The following is an 18,002-nucleotide window of genomic DNA, read 5'->3' as shown; positions in this document are numbered from 1 at the left end:
AAGCTCTGATGAAATCAACGCGCACAGATTTACGTCAGAAATTCTCTTCAGCAGGAAGGGAAAACGCTGGAATACTCTATGTATTTCAAGTTTTCCTCACGCAGACAGGGGAAATTTACGGCGTGAAAATGCGCGCGGGGATTTATTCAAAGGTTCCTACTCCCCGAAGTTGTCCTCCAGGGTCTTGCGAGCCGCTCTCCCGGCTGGATTGGAGAGGAAGCTCAATGTCGAACATTCCATTGCAGCTATGTGATACTCCATCCAGCCATGGAGTGCCAGCCGAAAGTTTTTCTGGAAGCGGGTCCGCTTGATGAGCTTCTTCGCCTCCGGGTCGATCTCGTCCGCCAGAATCACCAGCGTGACGTAGGAGCACATGTGCTCCTTGTGGGGCTTGATCTCCTTCATGCCCGCCGCCTTGGAGCGCTCGATCTGCCGCCGCAGCGTCTCCGCGTCCAGGCGGTCCGTCAAATAGAAATATGTATAGTCGTGCTGCTCCGTGGCATAGAACTGCTTATCCCGGCGGATCAGGTAGTGCTCATCCCGCAGGTAGAAAAACGCCGCGGCGGGGTAGCGTCCGCCCTCCGCCTCCACATCCCGAAGGATGTCGTAGCTGTGGGAATAGGCGCTGAGCAGCTTTTCCAGGGCCTCGTTCTTATCCATTCTCTCCTCCGTCCCGGTCGGGGGGCTTCACGCACTCCGCGTGGGGCGCCCGCTCTTTCAGCGCCTCCATGACAGAGGAGGCCGTGCGGGGGTCCGCCAGCAGAACCACGGCCAGCTCCTCTCCGCCGGAGCAGAGCACAATGTGCTCCACCGCCATCTCGCCGCCGCAGCAGGAGACCCGCACGGGCACCATCAGCACCCGGCGGAAAAAGCGGTCGATCTCGCCGTAGGAGACGTAATAGGCCGTCATCCGCTTCCGGAAAAACAGGTGCCGCTCTCCCAGGCGGAATACGTCGGTCTTTCTGGCGGTCCGGTACTCCGCCGCCAGGGCGGCCGGCTCACCGGCCGCCGTCTTTAAGGGACAAAATTTCATATGGCGGTTCCTCCCGCGGCCGCCGGAGTCCCGGCGGCCCTGCCGCTGCGGGGCACAGCCGCCCTTCTCCGCCCCTCCGGGACGGAGAAAGGGGGTACCCCCTTTCCCGCAATTCACTTGTTTACGGCGCTATTATACACGCTCGTTTCAAATTTGTTAAGAGGGTATCGCTCAATTTGTGTACAATTTGTGAATAAGCGCAAATCATTTGTGGGATTTGACGAATTTTTCCACATTTTCCATGCGTCATGACGTATTTTATCCCCGCTCTGGCAACAGTCCATTGTGCAGAATATACAATTCCGTTTTGGCAGACAAGCGCCCTTACAGGGTGCTGATGAGGTGTTTCATATGGATGCTCATGGCATATCGGGCCCCGGCCTCGTCCCTTCGTAAGAGGAACTCCAGGATCATCCGGTTGTCCCGCAGAGCGATGTCCTGCATCTGCTGGCGGTTTTGCGAAATCTGCAGAATCTCGTTGACGGCGCTGTTGATGATGGGGTACAGGCGGCGCATATACTCATTGTGGGACGCCTTGATTATGGCCCAGTGGAACTCCTGGTCCGCCAGGGGCCAGTCCCCGCCAGCGGCGGCGGTCTCCTCCACCCGCTGGGCCTTTTTTTCGATCAGCCGCAGCTCCTCGTCGCTGGCGCGCTGGCAGGCCAGGGCCACGGTGGCCGGCTCAAAGATCAGCCGCATCTCAAAGAGATCCTTGGCCCGCACACGGGACCGCACCCCCGCCAGGGCCGTCAGGTCCAGCCCCTCGGCCGGCAGGCTTTCCGCCACAAAGGTGCCCTTTCCCCGGCGGATCTCCAGCACCCCCTGGGCCGCCAGGAAGGAAATCGCCTCCCGCAGCGTAGTGCGGCTGACGCCCAGCTCCCCGCTGAGCTCGTTTTCGTTTGGCAGCTTGCTGCCCGGCACATAGCGGTGCTCGTCCACGATCATCTCATACAGGCGGTCCGATGTCTGCTCTGAAAGCTTCGCTTTTTTTCGTTCCATCATCCGTCTCTCCTTCCGGTAGTTGTCCATATACGTTTTGTGACATCATACCTTATTTTTCATAAAAATACAAGAAGCCCCTTGACATCACATCTTTTCGGAAGTACAATGACATCATACATCGCACAAAGAAATAATACAACGTATTTTGAAGGAGGCGACGCCCTTGACTGCCGCCGGGATCTGCACCCGCCGCATCACCATCCTCACCGGGCACTACGGCACCGGCAAGACGGAGTTCGCCGTAAACCTGGCCCTGTCCCTGGCCGCGGAGGGAGCGCAGGTGATGCTGGCGGACCTGGACAACGTCAATCCCTATTTCCGCTCCCGGGAGCGAAAGGCGCTGCTGGAGGAGGCGGGCGTCCGCCTGATCGCCGCCCCCCAGGCCTGCGTGGATGCCGACGTGCCCGCCGTTCCGGCGGAGCTCCTGACCGTTCTGGAGGACCGAAGCGTCCGGGGCGTGCTGGACATCGGCGGCGATCCGGCGGGGGCCCGGGCGCTGGCCCGGTTCCAGCCAAAGCTCCTCCAGGAGGACTGCCAGCTCCTCTACGTGCTCAACGCCAACCGCCCCGAGGTCCGGACGGCGGAGACCGCCGCCGCCTGCCTGCGGGCCATTGAGCAGACCACCGGCCTCACCTGCTCCGCCCTGGTGAACAACACCCACCTGTGTGGCGAGACCACCGCGGCCGACATCCGCAAAGGCGCGGCCCTGGCGGCGGCGGTGTCCCGGGAAACCGGCCTCCCGGTGCTCTGCCACACGGCGGAAAAACGGCTGGCCCCCGGCCTCACCGGGCTGGACGCGCCGGTGTTCCCCATCACCATCCACATGAAAAAACCCTGGGAATGACCCACGAGAATCGAGAGGAGGCTTCACCATGGCTGCCAAGATCACATTTGATTCCGACCGCTGCAAGGGCTGCGAGCTGTGCGCCGCAGTCTGCCCCAAACACATCATCGCCATTGACTCCCGCGCCATCAACCGCAAGGGATACCATCCCGCCGCGGTGACGGACATCGCCCAGTGCATCGCCTGCGCCAGCTGCGCGAAAATCTGCCCCGATTCCATCATCACCGTGGAGAAATTGTGAAAGGAGGCTGAACGCCATGGCAAAAGAACTTTGGAAGGGCAATGAGGCCATTGCCGAGGCCGCCATCCGGGCGGGGTGCGACTGCTTTTTCGGCTACCCCATCACTCCCCAGAGCGAGGTACCGGAGTACATGTCCTCCCACCTACCCAAGGCCGGCGGCGTATTCGTCCAGTCCGAGTCCGAGGTAGCGGCCATCAATATGGTCTACGGCGCCGCCGGCGCCGGAATGCGGGCCATGACCTCCTCGTCCTCCCCGGGCATCAGCTTGAAGCAGGAGGGCATTACATACCTGGCGGCGGCGGAGCTGCCCTGCGTCATCGTCAACGTCATGCGGGGCGGCCCAGGCCTGGGCACCATCCAGCCCGGCCAGGGGGACTACTTCCAGGCCACCCGGGGCGGCGGCAACGGCGACTACCGCACGGTGGTGCTGGCCCCCTCCAACGTCCAGGAGACGGCGGATTTCGTCCAGGAGGCCTTTGACATCGCCGACCAGTACCGCAGCCCCGTGGTGGTGCTGGCGGACGGCCTGATCGGCCAGATGATGGAGCCCATTGAGTGGCGTCCCGTGCCGAAGCGGCCGCTGCCGGCCAAGGATTGGGCCGCCAGCGGCAAAAAGGGCCGGGACCACACCAACGTCATCAACTCCCTGTTCCTGAACCCCGAGGAGTGCGACGCCCTGAACCGGCGGCTGACGGCGAAATACGCGGAGATTGAGAAAAACGAGGTCCGTTGGGACACCGCCTCCTGCGAGGACGCGGAGGTCCTCATCACCGCTTACGGCACCCCCGCCCGCATCACCCTCACCGCCCTGGACGTTCTGCGGGAGGAGGGGATCAGAGCCGGGCTGTTCCGGCCCGTGACCCTCTGGCCCTTCCCGGAGAGGGCCCTGCGGGATCTGGCGGCGGAGCCCCATGTGAAGGTTATTCTGGATGTGGAGATGAGCTCCACCGGCCAGATGCTGGACGATGTGCGCCTGGCGGTGGAGGGGCGAAAGCCCATCCGCTACCTGGGCCGCGCCGGCGGCATCATGCCCACTGTGGAGGAAATCATCGAGGCGGCCAAAACAGCTTTGAAGGAGGCGCAGTGATATGGCGGTCGTATATGAGAAATCCCGGGGCCTGACGGATGCCGAGCTCCACTACTGTCCCGGCTGTCATCACGGCATCATCCACAAGCTCATCGCCGAGACGCTGGTGGAGCTGGACCTGCTGGACGGGGCCATCGGCGTGTGCCCTGTGGGATGCTCCGTGCTGGCCTTCAAATACTTCAACTGCGACATGCTGGAGGCCGCCCACGGCCGGGCTCCAGCCGTGGCCACAGGCATCAAGCGCACCCACCCGGATCAGGCGGTGTTCACCTACCAGGGGGACGGGGACCTGGCCTCCATCGGCGCGGCGGAGATTGTCCACGCCGCCATGCGGGGGGAGAAGTTCACCACCATCTTCGTCAACAACGCCATCTACGGCATGACCGGCGGCCAGATGGCCCCCACCACCCTCATCGGCCAGCGGGCCACCACCTGCCAGGAGGGCCGCACCGTTCAGCAGGCGGGAATGCCCATTCGGGTTGCCGAGATGCTGTCCACCCTGGACGGCTGCGTCTACGCCGAGCGGGTGTGCGTCACGGACATCCCCAATCTGAACAAGGCAAAAAAGGCCATTAAGACAGCCTTCCAGAAGCAGATGGCCGGCGAGGGCTTCACCTTTGTGGAGGTGCTCTCCACCTGCCCCACCAACTGGGGACTCACGCCGGTAAAGGCGGTCCAGTGGCTGAAGGAGAATATGATCCCCTACTACCCCCTGGGCGTCATCAAGGACAAGGGTCTGGAGGTGCGCTGAGATGCTGAAGAGAATCATTATTTCCGGCTTCGGCGGACAAGGAGGCCTGGCCATCGGCAAGAACCTGGCGGAGGCCGGCATGGACCAGGGGTACCACGTCACCTGGGCCCCCTCCTACGGCCCCGAGATGCGGGGCGGCACCGCCAACTGCTCCGTGGTCATCTCCTCCGGGCCTATCGGCTCCCCCGTCTTCGCCGCCTCCACGGAGCTCATCGCCCTGAACGAGCCCTCCCTGGAGAAATTTGAGGCGGGTGTCCAGCCCGGAGGCACCGTGTTCGTCAACAGCGACGTGGTCACAGACCGGGTCCGGCGGGAGGACCTGACGGCCTGTTACATCCCCTGCGCCAGGATCGCCGAGGAGGTGGGAAACCCCAAAGTGGGCAATATGGTGATGCTGGGGGCCTACACGGCCAGCACCGGCTTTTTGGAGCCGGAGACCATCGAGGCCATGATCGCCCAGATGTTCGCCGGTCCCAAGGCCAAATTCGTACCGCTGAATATCGAGGCCTTCCGCCGGGGAATGGCCTGTGTCCGATAATTCTCCGCAGGCAGGCTTTGCGGGCGGCCGCCAAAAGGCGGCCGCCCGCTGATTTTTCCGTTGACTTTCCCGGACAAGGGGCGTATAAATGTATATAAATGCAGGAACCCCGCCAAAAACTTTCAAACCATTTTAATAAAGGAGCTGTCTGCAATGCTGGACATCAAGATCACCAAAACCGCCTCCCCCAAGGCCAAACCCGCCGACGAGAGCAAGCTGGGCTTCGGCAAGGTCTTCACCGACCATATGTTCATCATGGATTACGATGAGGGCCAGGGCTGGCACGACCCCCGCATTGTGCCCTACGGCCCGCTGTCCCTGGACCCCTCCGCCGTGGTGTTTCACTACGCCCAGGAGTGCTTTGAGGGCATGAAGGCCTACCGCACCGCGGAGAACAAAATCCAGCTCTTCCGTCCGGAGTGCAACGCCCGCCGCATGAACAACACCCACGAGCGCCTCTGCATTCCCCATCTCCCCGAGGAGGACTTCGTCCAGGCTGTAAAGGCCATCGTGGAGGTGGAAAAGGACTGGGTTCCCCACTCCGAGGGCGCCTCTTTGTACATCCGGCCCTACACCATCGCCACCATGGCCCAGCTGGGGGTCCACGCCTCCACCTCCTACAAGTTCATTGTCATCTGCTCCCCCTCCGGCGCCTACTACGCCGCGGGCCTTGCTCCCATCGACATCTACGTGGAGGACACCTACGTCCGCGCCTGCCCCGGCGGCACCGGCTTCACCAAGTGCGGCGGCAACTACGCCGTGAGCCTGCTGGCGGGCCAGAAGGCCGAGAAAAAGGGATACAGCCAGGTGCTGTGGCTGGACAGTCAGGAGCGCAGGTATGTGGAAGAGGTGGGCGCCATGAACATCTTCTTCAAGATTGACGGCAAGCTCTACACCGCCGCTGCCCAGGACAAGGGCGGCACCGTTCTCCCCGGCGTCACCCGCCGCTCCATCATCGAGCTGCTGCAGGACTGGGGCTGCGAGGTCGTCGAGGGCAAGCTGGCCATTGACGACATCATGAAGGCCGCCAAGGAGGGCAAGCTGGAGGAGGTCTTCGGCTCCGGCACCGCCGCCGTGGTCTCCCCGGTGAAGAAGCTGGACTACGAGAACCAGTCCGCCTTTATCAACAACGGCGAGATCGGCCCCCTGACCCAGAAGCTGTACGACACCATGACCGGCATACAGTGGGGCAGGGTCGCCGACACCAAGGGCTGGATCGTCCCTGTCTGCCAGGCCTGAACACTGCACGCACCAAACAACACCTGCCCGGGGCGCTGCCCCGGGCAGGTCAGGTTGTCGAAAAAGTCCAACAGGACTTTTTCGACAACCTGCTGTAGATTTTCAGAACTTCAAAAAGTTCTCAAAATCTGATGATTTCAGTGGCGCAGGAAACCCCTCTTGGGTTATCTCCGGCCTAAGAGCCGCCCTACAGGCGGTTGGCCTCCGAAACGTGCCTGCGGGCACAGCCCGCACACACCCTTCCTTTCCGTTAACGAAATCTCCAGCGTTTTTTGACAGTCTGACCGGCCCGGGGCGCTGCCCCGGGCCGGTCCTTCATGCGTCTATGTCTTCGCGTTGATCTGCGCGCCGCATTTGGGACAGGTGATGACAATCTTCCCCTTTCCCGCCGGCACCCGGCAGACGGCCTTGCAGCTCTTGCAGGTGAAGTATCTGTGCTCCTGATCTGCCCGGCGGGCGGCAGCGTTCTTCCGGCGGTTTTTGATCCCCCAGGCAAAGCTGACCCATTTCTGGTTCTCCGCCCGGCGCTTATAGAGGTTCTTGGAGAACATCCGGCCAAAGATGTAGAGCAGCAGGACAAAGAGCACCCCCTCGAAAACGCTGGTGACAAGGCGGTTTTTCAGCACCGCGTTCAGGACGAGCTCCACTATCCACAGGCCCAGATAGAAGATCACCAGAGCCTGATTCAGCTGGTCCCACCCGTTGCGGCCGTACATGAACCGGGCTATCGCGTTCCGAACCCCCTGAAAAATGCCCATATTCCCGAACCCCTTTCCGGCGTCTGCCGCCGTTTCATATCTTTCGTTAGTATTCTACTCGCAATTTTCGGGATAGACAACCGTCTGACAGCAGAATTTACAAAATAGTCATTTCTTTTTGGAAGTTGTTATGGTATATTTACTGATTGTCAAAAAATAAAAATAAAGGAAGTGTATGCATTTTATGGCAAAGAAGCAATTCAAGGCGGAGTCGAAGCGGCTGCTGGATCTGATGATTAACTCCATCTACACCCACAAGGAGATCTTCCTGCGGGAGATCATCTCCAACGCCAGCGACGCCTGCGACAAGCTGTGCTACCTGGCCCTCACCGACGACAGCGTGGGCCTTGGCCGCAAGGACTTCAAGATTGACCTCACCGTGGACAAGGAGGGCCGCCTGCTGACGGTCTCTGACAACGGCATCGGCATGGACAGGGAGGACCTGGAGAACAACCTGGGCGTCATCGCATCCTCCGGCTCCTACAAGTTCAAGCAGGACCTGCCCGACGACGCCAAGGACACCGAAGTCATCGGCCAGTTCGGCGTGGGCTTCTACTCCGCCTTCATGGCGGCGGACCGCATCACCGTGGTGACGAAGAAGTACGGCTGCGGCACCGCCTATCAGTGGCAGTCCTCCGGAGCCGACGGCTACACCATTACCGAGTGCGAAAAGGACACCGTGGGCACCGACATTATCATGCACATCAAGCCCGACACCGACGACGAGAAGTACGGCGAATTTCTGGAGTCCTGGCGGCTCCAGGAGCTGGTGCGGAAGTACTCCGACTACATCCGCTTCCCCATCCGCATGGAGGTCAGCAAGACCCGGAAGAAGGAGGGCTCTCCGGAGGACAAGCCGGAGTACGAGACCTACACAGAGGTGGACACCCTGAACTCCATGGTGCCCATCTGGCAGCGGCGCAAGTCCAGCGTGAAGCCGGAGGAGTACAACAAGTTCTACCGGGACAAGTTCCACGACTACGCCGACCCCCAGCGGGTGATCGCTGTGTCCGCCGAGGGCGCCGTGACCTACAAGGCGCTGCTGTTCGTCCCCGGGGCCGCCCCCTTTGACTACTACACCAAGGAGTTTGAAAAGGGCCTCCAGCTCTACTCCAACGGCGTGCTCATCATGGACAAGTGCGCCGACCTGCTGCCGGACCACTTTCGCTTCATTCGGGGCGTGGTAGACTCTCCGGACCTCTCCCTGAACATCTCCCGGGAACTCCTCCAGCACGACCGGCAGCTGAAGGTCATTGCCGGGAACCTGGAGAAGAAGATCAAGAGCGAGCTTGCCAAGATGCTGAAGGACAGCCGGGAGGACTACGAGAAGTTCTGGAAGAACTTCGGCCGCCAGCTGAAATACGGCGTGGTGAACGAGTACGGCCGGCACAAGGATCTCCTCCAGGATCTGCTGCTGTTCCACTCCTCCACAGAAAAGAAGCCGGTGACACTGGAGGAGTATGTCTCCCGCATGAAGGAGGACCAGAAGTATATCTACTACGCCGCAGGCGAAACCCTGGAAAAGATCGACAGGCTCCCCCAGACGGAGTCCCTGCGGGACGCCGGCACAGAGATCCTCTACTTCACCGGGGAGGTGGACGAGTTCTGCGCCCAGACCCTCCGGGCGTACAAGGACAAGGAATTCCGCTCCGTGCTGGACCAGGAGATCGACGAGGGGTCGGAGAAAAAGGCGGAGGAGGCCGCCGCCGCCCACAAGTCTGTCTTTGACTTTGTAAAAGAGGCCTTGGGCGACGCTGTCAAGGAGGTCAAGGCCTCCGCCCGGCTGAAATCCCATCCCGTCTGCCTCACCGCAGGGGAGGGGCTGAGCTTTGAGATGGAGAAGTACTTCCAGGCCGTCCAGCCCGACGCCGCGCTCAAGGCGGACCGCATCCTGGAGCTGAACGTGGACCACCCCGCCTTCCAGGCCCTGGAGAACGCCGTGGAGGCGGACCCGGACAAGGCGAAGAAGTACGCCTCGCTGCTTTACAGCCAGGCCCTTCTGATCGCGGGCCTGCCCCTGGAGGACCCCTCCGGATATACGGATTTGGTCTGTGAGCTGATGAAATAAACCGGAAAACATGGACGGCAGGGCCCGCAGGCCCTGCCGTCCTCTGATTTATCCGGTCTCGCTCCGGTACCGCTTCACCAGGCGGTCAAACTCCTCCAGATATGCTTTCAGCTTCTCCTCATCCCGCCCCTTCAAAAGGCGTTTCCGCCCCTTGCACAGGAGATACCAGGTGGTCTCCTCTCCCTGCCGGATGACGGTGCTCTCGCTGTAAGGCCGCGTGACCGTTCCCCTTACCCCGGGCATCTTCGCGTTGAGCCGTGCCAGCTCCTCCAGCCGAAATCCGCCGGCCGGCAGGTCCAGCTCCCGAATGCCGCTCTGCGCCAAACAAAGATAGTCCCGGTCCAATACCCGTTTTCCCCACCAAGCAAAGTGGGACACACTGCTGCGGGTCAAAGGCCGCAGGCTCTCGATCTCCATGCCGGGCCAGACCCGGTCTCCAATGGAGAAATACTCCAAAGCCGGTGCGGAGGCGACCCGCGCAATGGAATGAAGCTTTGTAAAATCGCAGACAGTCAGCCCCCGCAGGCACACGTTGTCCCTCATGTCCCACAGGTCCGGCGCCCGCTGGTTGAAGAAAAAATGGACATATTGGAGCTCCGGCAAACCGCTCAGAGGAGACAGGTCGCAGACCAGCTTGTTCTTCCAGAACGAGATCGTTTTGAACTGCCTGCCAAACCGCCGGATCAAATACTCGAAGGCCTTCTGGTCCAAGCCCGACACGATCAGGGACTCCGCCTCCGGGCGCTCCTGAATCCGGTCAATCTGCGCGCTGTCCGTTCTGCCGCCGTCCGCCTCTTTTTGCACTATGGCCAGATCAAACAGCGCGGGGTCGCTCTTTTCAAAGCCGTACAGCTCCACGCGCAGCCGCCCTCCGTTTCCCCTCTCTCACAGATGGTGCTCCCGCAGGAGCTTTTTCGCCTGCTCCCACAGCTCGTCGCTGACGGTCTGGACCACCGCGGCTCTCCGCACCAGCTCCGGCAGGGCCTTCACCAGCTCCGCCTCCACGATGGTCTCGTTGGTCAGGTCCGCCGAGGGGCATCCGGCGCACTGGCCCAGCAGCTTCACGTACAGCACCCCGTCCTCCAGGCGGTCGATCTCGATCTCACCGCCGTGGGCCCGCAGGGCGGGCCGGACCTTTTCGTCCAGCACGGCCTCAATTTTTCTCAGCTCCTCAGTCATATCCTTCCTCCTGCGCCGCCCGGACGGCGGCGATCTCCTCTCTGATTTTATGGCGTGTGTCGTCAAACAGCAGCTCCCGGTTGTGGCGGAAGTAGGCGTCACAGCCGAAATTCTCCACAAACCAGCTGGTGTCATACCCGGCGGTGACCTCCGTCACAAAGATTACCAGCTCCTGGCTGTCGCCGAAGGTCTCCTCCAGAAAACGGAAGGCGTTGTCAAACATGGCCCCCGTCTCCGTTCCCAGGGCCGTCCGGCGGTCCGTCTCCCGGGAAAACCACTCCCGGACAGCGTCCATGGCCGCCTCCGGAGAGACGTTCTCCTCCGCCAGTTTCTGGCGGTAATCCTCCAGCGTGCTGATCTCCCGCCGGGTCAGGTCCCGGGTCTCCCGGTCCAGCTGCCCCGCCTCTTTGGCCCGTTTCAGCGTCTCCTGCCGGCACCGGACCAGCCGGGCCAGCGCCGCCTGGGGCTCCTCCTCCGCGATTCTCTCCCGAAACTCCGTCAAGGCAACGTGAAGGGCGGCGGTCAGGGCGTCCTGATGTCGGGCGTTACGGGCCTCCCCGCCCAGACGGGAGAGGACCAGCCCCATAACCGACAGCTTCTCGTCAAAGGGAGCGGCCCGCAGCTCCGACACGGTGACGGGCTGCCAGGTCCCCCGCAGGATGTCCTCCACGTGATAGGTCCGCTGGTACTTGTAGTAGAGCTCCAGGTAATTGGCGAAATCCTTGGCAATCCGGGACATCTGAATGTACTGCCCCACCACCTCCCGGCTCACCCGAAGGCCCAGCCGCTCATAGGCGCAGATCAGCTCACTGAGGTCCTCCCAGCCCCGGGCCGTGGCGAACTGCAGCCCGTCCGCCCCGGTCTCCACCCGGTAGAAGTTGTCCTTTTTGATGTCCAGATAGGACACCACCGCCCCGTGGACGCCCCTCCTCCGGGCGTACTCCTTCCAGACGGCAAAGTCCTCCGTCACGTCGATGCGCTTCACCCGGTCCAGCGTCACCACGTCAAAGTCCCGCACGGAGCGGTTGTACTCCGGCGGGTTCCCCGCCGCGGCGATAAGCCACCCCTCCGGGAGGCGCTGGTTGCCGAAGGTCTTGCACTGGAGAAACTGGAGCATCATGGGGGCCAGAGTCTCGGAGACGCAGTTGATCTCGTCCAGGAAGAGGATGCCCTCTTTCAGGCCGGTTTTTTCCATCAGCTGGTAAACCGAGGCCAAAATCTCGCTCATGGTGTACTCGGTGACGGAGAACTCCTCCCCGCAGTAGGTGCGCTTTTCGATGAAGGGCAGGCCCACGGCGCTCTGGCGGGTATGGTGGGTGATGGTGTAGGCCACCAGGCCCACGCCGGTCTCCGCGGCGATCTGCTCCATGATCTGGGTCTTGCCGATGCCCGGCGGGCCCATCAGCAGCACGGGCCGCTGGCGCACGGCGGGAATCAGGTAGCTGCCCAGGGTATCTTTGGCCAGATAGGCCCTCAGAGTGTTTGTGATCTCCTGCTTGGCTTGTTTGATATTCATGGTATGGTTCCTTCCTTTGGGACCCGCCGCGGGCGGGGACGGGGGATTTCGCGCCTCGGGCGCGGGACGGGGGAATCCGGCCTCGGGCCGGGGGGTGTACCGCCCTTTGGGCAGGGGGTGGTTTTTACTCCCCCGCCCGTCAGGGCGAGTACCATTCTAAAGCTCCGGCAGCTCCGCCGGATCTATCATATCAGGTAGCTCCGCCGCCGCGGAGACAGCTCTCTCCAGCCCCGGCAGGTCCAGTACCAGCCGGATGGCCCAGGGCGGCACCCGCACGGACAGGGGCGGCTCCTCCAGCAGCACAAAGGCCGTCTCCCAGGGCGGCCGCCGCTGGGGATAAATCCCCATGCCGTCGGTAAAGTAGATCAGCCCCCGCAGGCTGGTAAAGACCCCCTCCCGCCGGAGCCGGGCCACATGGTCAAACACCGGCCGGAAGTCCGTGGCGCTGCCGCCGGAGAGCTGGAAATGCTCCATGTAGCGCCGCAGGTCCTCCAGACCGTGAACCGCCGTGTCGGCGCGCACCTGATCGTCGCACTGCAAAATACGGATGTTCACCTTCCGGGTGAAGGTCTCCGTGCTGCGCAGAATGGCGTAGGTGCAGGCCAGAAACTGCCGCACCAGCTCCCCTGAGGTGGACATGGAGGTGTCCACAGCGATGACGAAATCCTCAATCCGCTTCTCCTCCCGGGTCTCCAGCGGTTCCACCAGAGGGAGGTTTCCGTACAGCCGCAGACCGTAGGCGTAAAAGCCATAGTCAAAGGCGTCGCCGTCCACCGCCATGACCTCCCGGGGCACGGCAAACCGCCGCAGAAAGGCCCGGTAATCCGCGTCGTCCCGGACGGCCACACGGATCTGCTCCAGTACCGCCTCTCCGCCGGTGGACTGCCCCGCCAGCACAGTCTCCATGCCAGTGCGGGTCTTCTCTGAGATGTCTTTCCAGCGCTCATCCTGCCGCCGGCTCTGTTCCCGGCCGTCTTTTTTCTCCATGTCCCACAGCCCGTGGTCGTCCACCAAAAACGCCCGCTGGAGCCGGGCCAGCTCATACTCCGGCAGGGCCAGCCGCAGCAGGCGGCGGTAGATGCCCTCGGCGGTGAGTACCGGCATGTCCATGCGGCACTCCCCATAGAATTTTCGCCGCAGCGGGGCGGCGTCTCCCGCAAGACAGGGGTAATCCAGCCCGTCCAGGATGCTCTCCACCGCCGCGTCGCAGCTGAGATCCCACAGCTCCGGCACCCTGCCCCGCTTCTTTCCCAGATGGCGCAGCATACAGTGGAGCAGCGTGTGGAGATAGGCCCGGTTCACCGCCGTCCTGGACCGGAGATACCGCTCCGCCAGAAAGGCTCCGTCGTAATACAGCGTCTCCCCGTCGGTGGCCAGGGACAGCGTGACCCCGCCGCCGGGCTGAAACGTCAGGGCGCACAGCGCCGCGTCCAGATAGGGCAGGTTCAGATACAGCTCGTTCCGGGCGGCGGCGAGGATCTCCTGCCCAATTTTTTCGTAGCCCTGTTCCAACAAAACACATCCTTTTCGCAGCGCCCAATCCGCTTTCGTGTTCCCAATGCCCTCGGGCTTAAAACCATTGAATACTTACAAAATTCGGGAAGCCGCCGGCCGCTATGCAAACGAAGGCTATCGTTCCATTTTTACGATATATTCTGCCGTTCCTTCTTCTATCTGCCGCTCATGTGTCAGCGAAAACCCATGACGCTGTTAAAATCTGATTGCACTGATATTTTTTCAACACAAACAGCTTCAGGACATGAAACGTCTGAATTCCAAACTCAATCAGCTTCGCTCCGATGCCCCTATTTTGAAAGAAAGAGTCCACATACAGCTCTATCACCTCTTCACCCTCTATGTGAAGCATTCCCTTCGCAAATTCATCATCATATACCCAGATATTTTCCAGCTTTTCAGGATTGGCGATATAATCCTGCGCCAAAGGATAGACCTGCATTTCGCCGAATGAAATCTTGTCATTGTGAAAGATTTCTCAGTAATTCATTCTCTTGGCAAAGATCAATATTTCCGCTAGGCCTTGTTTGAAAAATGGCGGAATGCCCAACGGCGAGAGATTTTTTCGCCAATCAAGGCAGATTTTTGCAGGCGGGCTGACGCCCGGCAAGAACATTTAACGCAGAGTGGCGGATCAAGATCCACCGTTTGGGCATTTTGACTCTTTTCAAGCATGGCCTAACCTTGAAAAATCTTTTACATCCGCTTTTCTGATGCAGTCCATAGGCATACCTCCCAAATACCGATTTACACAGCTATATAGGCAGCCAAACGATTCCAAAGGTAAATATTTATTCCTTATTCCCTCTTGAGAACACAAAGTCAGCTTAGGACTCTCGCAAAGATTTTTGAGACTGTGCCGATAGGCGAAAACACGTGGATTGATGGCAAAATTTTTCTTCTGGCAAGGAAGAAAAACGCGAAAATCCCGGCGGATTTCAGGCTTTTCTGACGCCGGCCAGACGAAAAATTGTCGCCGGGTCCCGCGCTTCCGCCTATCGGCGCAGCGCCTTACAGCGTGAAGTCCCGTGCCGCCCCCGCCGGAAACCGCCGGTGCTGCTCCTCCAGCAGCAGCGCCAGAGCGGCGGCGTTTCCCGCCTCCCGGGCCAGGGCGCAGGCTGACGCCAGCGTCTCCCGGTCCGGCAGCGTCTCCGCCAGCAGCAGCCGGAGTCCCTCGGCCTCCCCCAGGGACAGAAGGAATCGGACAGCCTCCAGAGCGCGGCTCCGGAGATAGGCCCGGTAATCCTCTGCGGCCCGGTCTGTCAGCTCCGCCGGGTACCGCAGCCGCCACCAGGCCAGCCGCAGGGCACAGCCGCCGTCGTGCTCCATAGCCAGCATGGGCCTCCACAGGGCGTCGTAGGCCTTGAGGTCCAGCTTTTTCCCGTAAAAACAGTGGTGGTAGCCATAGCCCGCGCCGTAGATTTTATAGTCGAAGTGATGGGCGGGACAGTTCTCCTCATAGACCTCCGCATACTCCGGAAAAATCAGCCGGGCCGCAATCCCGCCCCGGCGGCACAGCGTCACATCCAGCTCTCCCGGCAGCTCCCCGGCAAAGTACGCCAGCAGCTCCCCCTCCCGGCCGCTACAGCCGATTCGCAAGGTGTCCAGCCGGCGGCAGTTCATGACGGCCCCGCCGCCCCAGTGCTCCACACCGTCCCCCAGGCGCAGGATTTTCAGCTCCGTGCAGTTAAACAGGGCGTAGTCCCCTGCCCGCTCCAGGGAGGCCGGGAGGGTCAGGTCCCGGAGATTCCGGTTGTCCCACTGGGCGTCCGGCGGCAGGGGGCCGCAGGACACCAGCACCTCCCGGCCGGGAACCGGCCCGGCGCCGGGAACCAGGGCGCGGTCTCCCAGGGCCGTCACCGGCAGATCCCACAGCGCCTCCGGCAGAATCGCGGACGGATCACAGGTGACCGCCCGCAAAACAGTAATCCCGTCCCCCTCCCGGCGGACGGTCAGCTTCCAGCTGCTGACGCCGCTGACAGTCTCCAAACTCCCCGCCTCCCCCGGTCTCTCCGCCGATTTTTCAAAGTCTGGTATAGTATACCACAAACTTGCCCAGTTTCCTAGAGGGTGTCTTCAAATTCAAGCAATCCAAACGAGGATCGTGGAGAGGAGAGCGACAGAAAAAAGCGGGGCACGCTTTTCGTATCTGGCGGCAAAGCGGCGATGGGCTTTGAATTTTAGAAATGACATGCTCCCCACAGAGTAGACAAAGCGAGAAAAACTTACACACTACACGAAAGGGAGCATCATTATGGCATCGATCAGTACGGGAACGAAAATTCATGCAGTGGAACAGTGCTATGCCGGAGCCGGAAGTCTCAGTCAAATTGCAAAAAGATTTAGAGTACACCGCAGCACACTGCAGAAATGGCTGCTGAATTATGATTTGTTTGGAGAGGAATGGCTACGCCACCAAGCAGGGAATCATCACTATCCAGCAATTGTAAACCAGCAAGCGGTAGAATTATACCTGTCTGGACAGATGAGTATAGAAGCGGTCTGCAAAAAATATTAGCTGCGATCAAGATCACAGCTGGAACAATGGTTTATGTTGTATAATGGTCAAAAGGATTCCGTTCTCCTGGCGGCAGAAGGGGTGGTCAATTGACCGTGGTATCTTATGAAGAGCGCAAAGCGGCGGTGGAGTACTGTATTGCTCATGAGAAAAACTATAAGCTGACTGCAGCTCACTCTGGATTTACATACCTGCAGATCTATGGGTGGGTGCAAAGATAGCAAAAGGCCGGCCTGGAGGGATTAGCCAGTGTCCATCATTCTACCAGACTCGCTGCAGAGAACCGCCGCCTACGGGCAAATAACCTGGAATTAGAAATGGAACTAGCGGTACAGCAGAAATATCAGCAAATCTGCTGGCGGGGGGCTCAACTGCCAAACTTCAGCGGAGTAAGGCATGAAGCAGCCTATCAAACCGTCAAGGAATTGCATGAAGCGTATCATTGGCCTGTGTACAAGCTCTGCTCCGCAGCGGACATCAGTCGGGCCAGGTAGTATAGCTAAAAGGCTGGCACATCTGATCGTTGAGATATACCAAAATCAACGCGGCGTTCCCGGTTACCGGCAGATGCAGATGATTTTGGAGCGGCGGTATGGAGTGAGGTATCATCTGAAGAGGGTACACCGGCTCATACAGATTCTCGACCTTTGCTCTGTATGCAGGAGGAAAAAGCGAATACGCAGGAAGAAAATCTCTGCGGAATATCTTGCAGAAAATATCTTGAACAGAAGTTTTACAGCACAAGGGCCCAATGAAAAGTGGCTGACAGGTGTAACAGAATTCAAATATGGGATGGGCGGAAAAGTTTATTTATGCGCAATCTTGGACTTATACGGGAGAAATATTACGGGGTTCGCATTAGGTCAGGGGAATCATATTGCGTTGGTATTTGAAGCCTTTGAGCAGGCGTTTCAACGGTATCCTGATGCGCGTCCATTGGTCCACAGTGACCGGGGCACTCAATATACCAGCCGCGCCTTTTGAAAGAGAATGAAAAAAGCTGGAATCTGCCAAAGCATGTTTCCTCCAGGCAAATGTCTGGATAATGCGCCTATGGAGGATTTTGGGGGGATTTTGAAATCTGAGATATACTACTTGTATCATTTTGATGAGTATGATCAGCTTTGTGATGCGATTGCTTCATACATCCATTTTTACAACTGTGAACGATATTAGAAGAGACTTGGTTGTATGGCACCTATGGAATTCTTGGCTGTTGGAGGCAAATAAGAACGGAGATCATCTTCTGATAGTCCTTGCCTTTCTTTTTTCTCTGTTTTGTCTACTCGACTGGGGGCACTTCACTCATCGCCGTTTTGCCACCAGATATGAAAAACGTCCCTGCCTGTTCTTTGCGCTTACCCTGCTTGCCGCCATCCTCGTTTGGATTCCTTGAGTTTGAAGACACCCTCTAGGGAAAAATTTTGTTCGGTGACTGGCACTGCGGCCTCTTTTGTCATAGCATTCTGCACTGATTTTTTAGTTTTTTACCCCGCTTCTTAAAAATCTTGAAAATAGGGGCTTGACTTTGGAGAAAGCTCTGTTATAATATCAATGTTGTTATTTTTCGTATGATACAACTGTATATGCAAAAATGCTGGAGCAGCTATGGAGAAGTCGCCTAGTTGGTCGAGGGCGCATGATTGGAAATCATGTAGGCCCCTAAAGGGTCTCGAGGGTTCGAATCCCTCCTTCTCCGCCATGAAAAACCCT

The 18,002-nt window shown here is 59.7% G+C and carries 21 protein-coding genes and 1 tRNA gene; 12 read left to right on the top strand and 10 right to left on the bottom strand.

Annotated elements, in window-relative coordinates; genetic code table 11:
- Positions 1-156: 156 nt before the first annotated feature.
- The 3 genes from C816_RS11660 to C816_RS25460 all read right to left on the bottom strand — a co-directional run bounded on the left by C816_RS11660 (position 157) and on the right by C816_RS25460 (position 2,035).
- Positions 157-660 (bottom strand): DUF8052 family protein, encoded by a 504-nt coding sequence (locus C816_RS11660; RefSeq protein WP_016322590.1) that lies wholly within the window; start codon positions 658-660, stop codon positions 157-159.
- Complete coding sequence (locus C816_RS11655) at positions 653-1,033, bottom strand: hypothetical protein (RefSeq protein WP_016322589.1); 381 nt, start codon at positions 1,031-1,033, stop codon at positions 653-655. Before C816_RS11655 ends, C816_RS11660 begins: the two co-directional genes overlap by 8 nt.
- Before the next feature lie 324 nt (positions 1,034-1,357).
- Entirely contained in the window at positions 1,358-2,035 is a 678-nt protein-coding gene (locus tag C816_RS25460) for a FadR/GntR family transcriptional regulator (protein WP_155978999.1), read from the bottom strand.
- 163 nt (positions 2,036-2,198) lie between these two features.
- On the opposite strand from C816_RS25460, the gene C816_RS11645 reads away from it, so the two are divergent.
- The 6 genes from C816_RS11645 (at position 2,199) to C816_RS11620 (ending at position 6,735) form a co-directional block, all read left to right on the top strand.
- Positions 2,199-2,879, top strand: coding sequence for a nucleotide-binding protein (locus tag C816_RS11645; protein ID WP_016322587.1), 681 nt, complete (start codon positions 2,199-2,201; stop codon positions 2,877-2,879).
- Between the two features lie 28 nt (positions 2,880-2,907).
- On the top strand, positions 2,908-3,120 hold the full coding sequence (locus C816_RS11640) for an indolepyruvate ferredoxin oxidoreductase subunit alpha (protein ID WP_016322586.1): 213 nt from the start codon (positions 2,908-2,910) through the stop codon (positions 3,118-3,120).
- Between the two features lie 16 nt (positions 3,121-3,136).
- Positions 3,137-4,207, top strand: a complete 1,071-nt coding sequence (locus C816_RS11635; RefSeq protein ID WP_016322585.1) for a 3-methyl-2-oxobutanoate dehydrogenase subunit VorB — start codon at positions 3,137-3,139, stop codon at positions 4,205-4,207.
- Position 4,208: 1 nt separating this feature from the next.
- Complete coding sequence (locus tag C816_RS11630; RefSeq protein WP_016322584.1) at positions 4,209-4,958, top strand: thiamine pyrophosphate-dependent enzyme; 750 nt, start codon at positions 4,209-4,211, stop codon at positions 4,956-4,958.
- A gap of 1 nt (position 4,959) precedes the next feature.
- Positions 4,960-5,496, top strand: coding sequence for a 2-oxoacid:acceptor oxidoreductase family protein (locus C816_RS11625; RefSeq protein WP_016322583.1), 537 nt, complete (start codon positions 4,960-4,962; stop codon positions 5,494-5,496).
- A 153-nt stretch (positions 5,497-5,649) separates the two neighbouring features.
- Positions 5,650-6,735: a branched-chain amino acid aminotransferase gene (locus tag C816_RS11620; protein WP_016322582.1), complete on the top strand. Its 1,086-nt coding sequence runs from the start codon at positions 5,650-5,652 to the stop codon at positions 6,733-6,735.
- 323 nt (positions 6,736-7,058) lie between these two features.
- Here the strand turns inward: C816_RS11620 and C816_RS11615 are convergent, their stop codons facing one another.
- Positions 7,059-7,493, bottom strand: a complete 435-nt coding sequence (locus C816_RS11615; RefSeq protein WP_016322581.1) for a ribonuclease P Rpr2/Rpp21/SNM1 subunit family protein — start codon at positions 7,491-7,493, stop codon at positions 7,059-7,061.
- A 184-nt stretch (positions 7,494-7,677) separates the two neighbouring features.
- Between C816_RS11615 and htpG the strand changes: the two genes are divergently transcribed.
- Entirely contained in the window at positions 7,678-9,561 is a 1,884-nt protein-coding gene (gene htpG, locus C816_RS11610) for a molecular chaperone HtpG (RefSeq protein WP_081646345.1), read from the top strand.
- Between the two features lie 48 nt (positions 9,562-9,609).
- On the opposite strand, the gene C816_RS11605 is transcribed toward htpG, so the two are convergent.
- The 6 genes from C816_RS11605 to C816_RS11580 all read right to left on the bottom strand — a co-directional run bounded on the left by C816_RS11605 (position 9,610) and on the right by C816_RS11580 (position 15,760).
- Positions 9,610-10,419 (bottom strand): hypothetical protein, encoded by an 810-nt coding sequence (locus C816_RS11605; RefSeq protein ID WP_016322579.1) that lies wholly within the window; start codon positions 10,417-10,419, stop codon positions 9,610-9,612.
- 27 nt (positions 10,420-10,446) lie between these two features.
- Entirely contained in the window at positions 10,447-10,740 is a 294-nt protein-coding gene (locus C816_RS11600) for a NifU family protein (protein ID WP_016322578.1), read from the bottom strand.
- On the bottom strand, positions 10,733-12,256 hold the full coding sequence (locus C816_RS11595) for an ATP-binding protein (RefSeq protein WP_016322577.1): 1,524 nt from the start codon (positions 12,254-12,256) through the stop codon (positions 10,733-10,735). The genes C816_RS11600 and C816_RS11595 overlap by 8 nt, the downstream gene beginning before the upstream one ends.
- A gap of 156 nt (positions 12,257-12,412) precedes the next feature.
- Positions 12,413-13,768: a vWA domain-containing protein gene (locus C816_RS11590; RefSeq protein WP_016322576.1), complete on the bottom strand. Its 1,356-nt coding sequence runs from the start codon at positions 13,766-13,768 to the stop codon at positions 12,413-12,415.
- 169 nt (positions 13,769-13,937) lie between these two features.
- Positions 13,938-14,198: a hypothetical protein gene (locus C816_RS24935; protein WP_242832191.1), complete on the bottom strand. Its 261-nt coding sequence runs from the start codon at positions 14,196-14,198 to the stop codon at positions 13,938-13,940.
- Positions 14,199-14,782: 584 nt separating this feature from the next.
- Entirely contained in the window at positions 14,783-15,760 is a 978-nt protein-coding gene (locus C816_RS11580; RefSeq protein ID WP_016322574.1) for a leucine-rich repeat domain-containing protein, read from the bottom strand.
- A 265-nt stretch (positions 15,761-16,025) separates the two neighbouring features.
- On the opposite strand from C816_RS11580, the gene C816_RS23705 reads away from it, so the two are divergent.
- The 5 genes from C816_RS23705 (at position 16,026) to C816_RS11570 (ending at position 17,991) form a co-directional block, all read left to right on the top strand.
- Positions 16,026-16,289: a helix-turn-helix domain-containing protein gene (locus C816_RS23705; RefSeq protein WP_155978998.1), complete on the top strand. Its 264-nt coding sequence runs from the start codon at positions 16,026-16,028 to the stop codon at positions 16,287-16,289.
- 429 nt (positions 16,290-16,718) lie between these two features.
- Positions 16,719-17,273, top strand: a complete 555-nt coding sequence (locus tag C816_RS11575; protein WP_016322573.1) for a DDE-type integrase/transposase/recombinase — start codon at positions 16,719-16,721, stop codon at positions 17,271-17,273.
- Positions 17,274-17,279: 6 nt separating this feature from the next.
- Positions 17,280-17,465 (top strand): IS3 family transposase, encoded by a 186-nt coding sequence (locus C816_RS25655; RefSeq protein WP_081646334.1) that lies wholly within the window; start codon positions 17,280-17,282, stop codon positions 17,463-17,465.
- Positions 17,398-17,685, top strand: coding sequence for a hypothetical protein (locus C816_RS24540; RefSeq protein WP_207636925.1), 288 nt, complete (start codon positions 17,398-17,400; stop codon positions 17,683-17,685). The genes C816_RS25655 and C816_RS24540 overlap by 68 nt, the downstream gene beginning before the upstream one ends.
- Positions 17,686-17,899: 214 nt before the next feature.
- Positions 17,900-17,991 (top strand) — tRNA-Ser (locus C816_RS11570).
- Positions 17,992-18,002 lie beyond the last annotated feature (11 nt).

This window comes from Oscillibacter sp. 1-3 (assembly GCF_000403435.2).
Classification (GTDB): Bacteria; Bacillota; Clostridia; order Oscillospirales; family Oscillospiraceae; genus Oscillibacter.
Note: the sequence above shows the minus strand (reverse complement) of the source record. Positions and strands in the feature narration are given on the sequence as shown.

Excerpts from the sequence above, each read along its gene's own strand:
- C816_RS11660 (WP_016322590.1), bottom strand. The coding sequence starts at position 660 with ATGGATAAGAACGAGGCCCTGGAAAAGCTGCTCAGCGCCTATTCCCAC.
- C816_RS11655 (WP_016322589.1), bottom strand. The coding sequence starts at position 1,033 with ATGAAATTTTGTCCCTTAAAGACGGCGGCCGGTGAGCCGGCCGCCCTG.
- C816_RS25460 (WP_155978999.1), bottom strand. The coding sequence starts at position 2,035 with ATGATGGAACGAAAAAAAGCGAAGCTTTCAGAGCAGACATCGGACCGC.
- C816_RS11640 (WP_016322586.1), top strand. The coding sequence starts at position 2,908 with ATGGCTGCCAAGATCACATTTGATTCCGACCGCTGCAAGGGCTGCGAG.
- C816_RS11635 (WP_016322585.1), top strand. The coding sequence starts at position 3,137 with ATGGCAAAAGAACTTTGGAAGGGCAATGAGGCCATTGCCGAGGCCGCC.
- C816_RS11630 (WP_016322584.1), top strand. The coding sequence starts at position 4,209 with ATGGCGGTCGTATATGAGAAATCCCGGGGCCTGACGGATGCCGAGCTC.
- C816_RS11625 (WP_016322583.1), top strand. The coding sequence starts at position 4,960 with ATGCTGAAGAGAATCATTATTTCCGGCTTCGGCGGACAAGGAGGCCTG.
- C816_RS11620 (WP_016322582.1), top strand. The coding sequence starts at position 5,650 with ATGCTGGACATCAAGATCACCAAAACCGCCTCCCCCAAGGCCAAACCC.
- C816_RS11615 (WP_016322581.1), bottom strand. The coding sequence starts at position 7,493 with ATGGGCATTTTTCAGGGGGTTCGGAACGCGATAGCCCGGTTCATGTAC.
- htpG (WP_081646345.1), top strand. The coding sequence starts at position 7,678 with ATGGCAAAGAAGCAATTCAAGGCGGAGTCGAAGCGGCTGCTGGATCTG.
- C816_RS11600 (WP_016322578.1), bottom strand. The coding sequence starts at position 10,740 with ATGACTGAGGAGCTGAGAAAAATTGAGGCCGTGCTGGACGAAAAGGTC.
- C816_RS11595 (WP_016322577.1), bottom strand. The coding sequence starts at position 12,256 with ATGAATATCAAACAAGCCAAGCAGGAGATCACAAACACTCTGAGGGCC.
- C816_RS23705 (WP_155978998.1), top strand. The coding sequence starts at position 16,026 with ATGGCATCGATCAGTACGGGAACGAAAATTCATGCAGTGGAACAGTGC.
- C816_RS11575 (WP_016322573.1), top strand. The coding sequence starts at position 16,719 with ATGAAGCGTATCATTGGCCTGTGTACAAGCTCTGCTCCGCAGCGGACA.
- C816_RS25655 (WP_081646334.1), top strand. The coding sequence starts at position 17,280 with ATGAAAAAAGCTGGAATCTGCCAAAGCATGTTTCCTCCAGGCAAATGT.
- C816_RS24540 (WP_207636925.1), top strand. The coding sequence starts at position 17,398 with ATGAGTATGATCAGCTTTGTGATGCGATTGCTTCATACATCCATTTTT.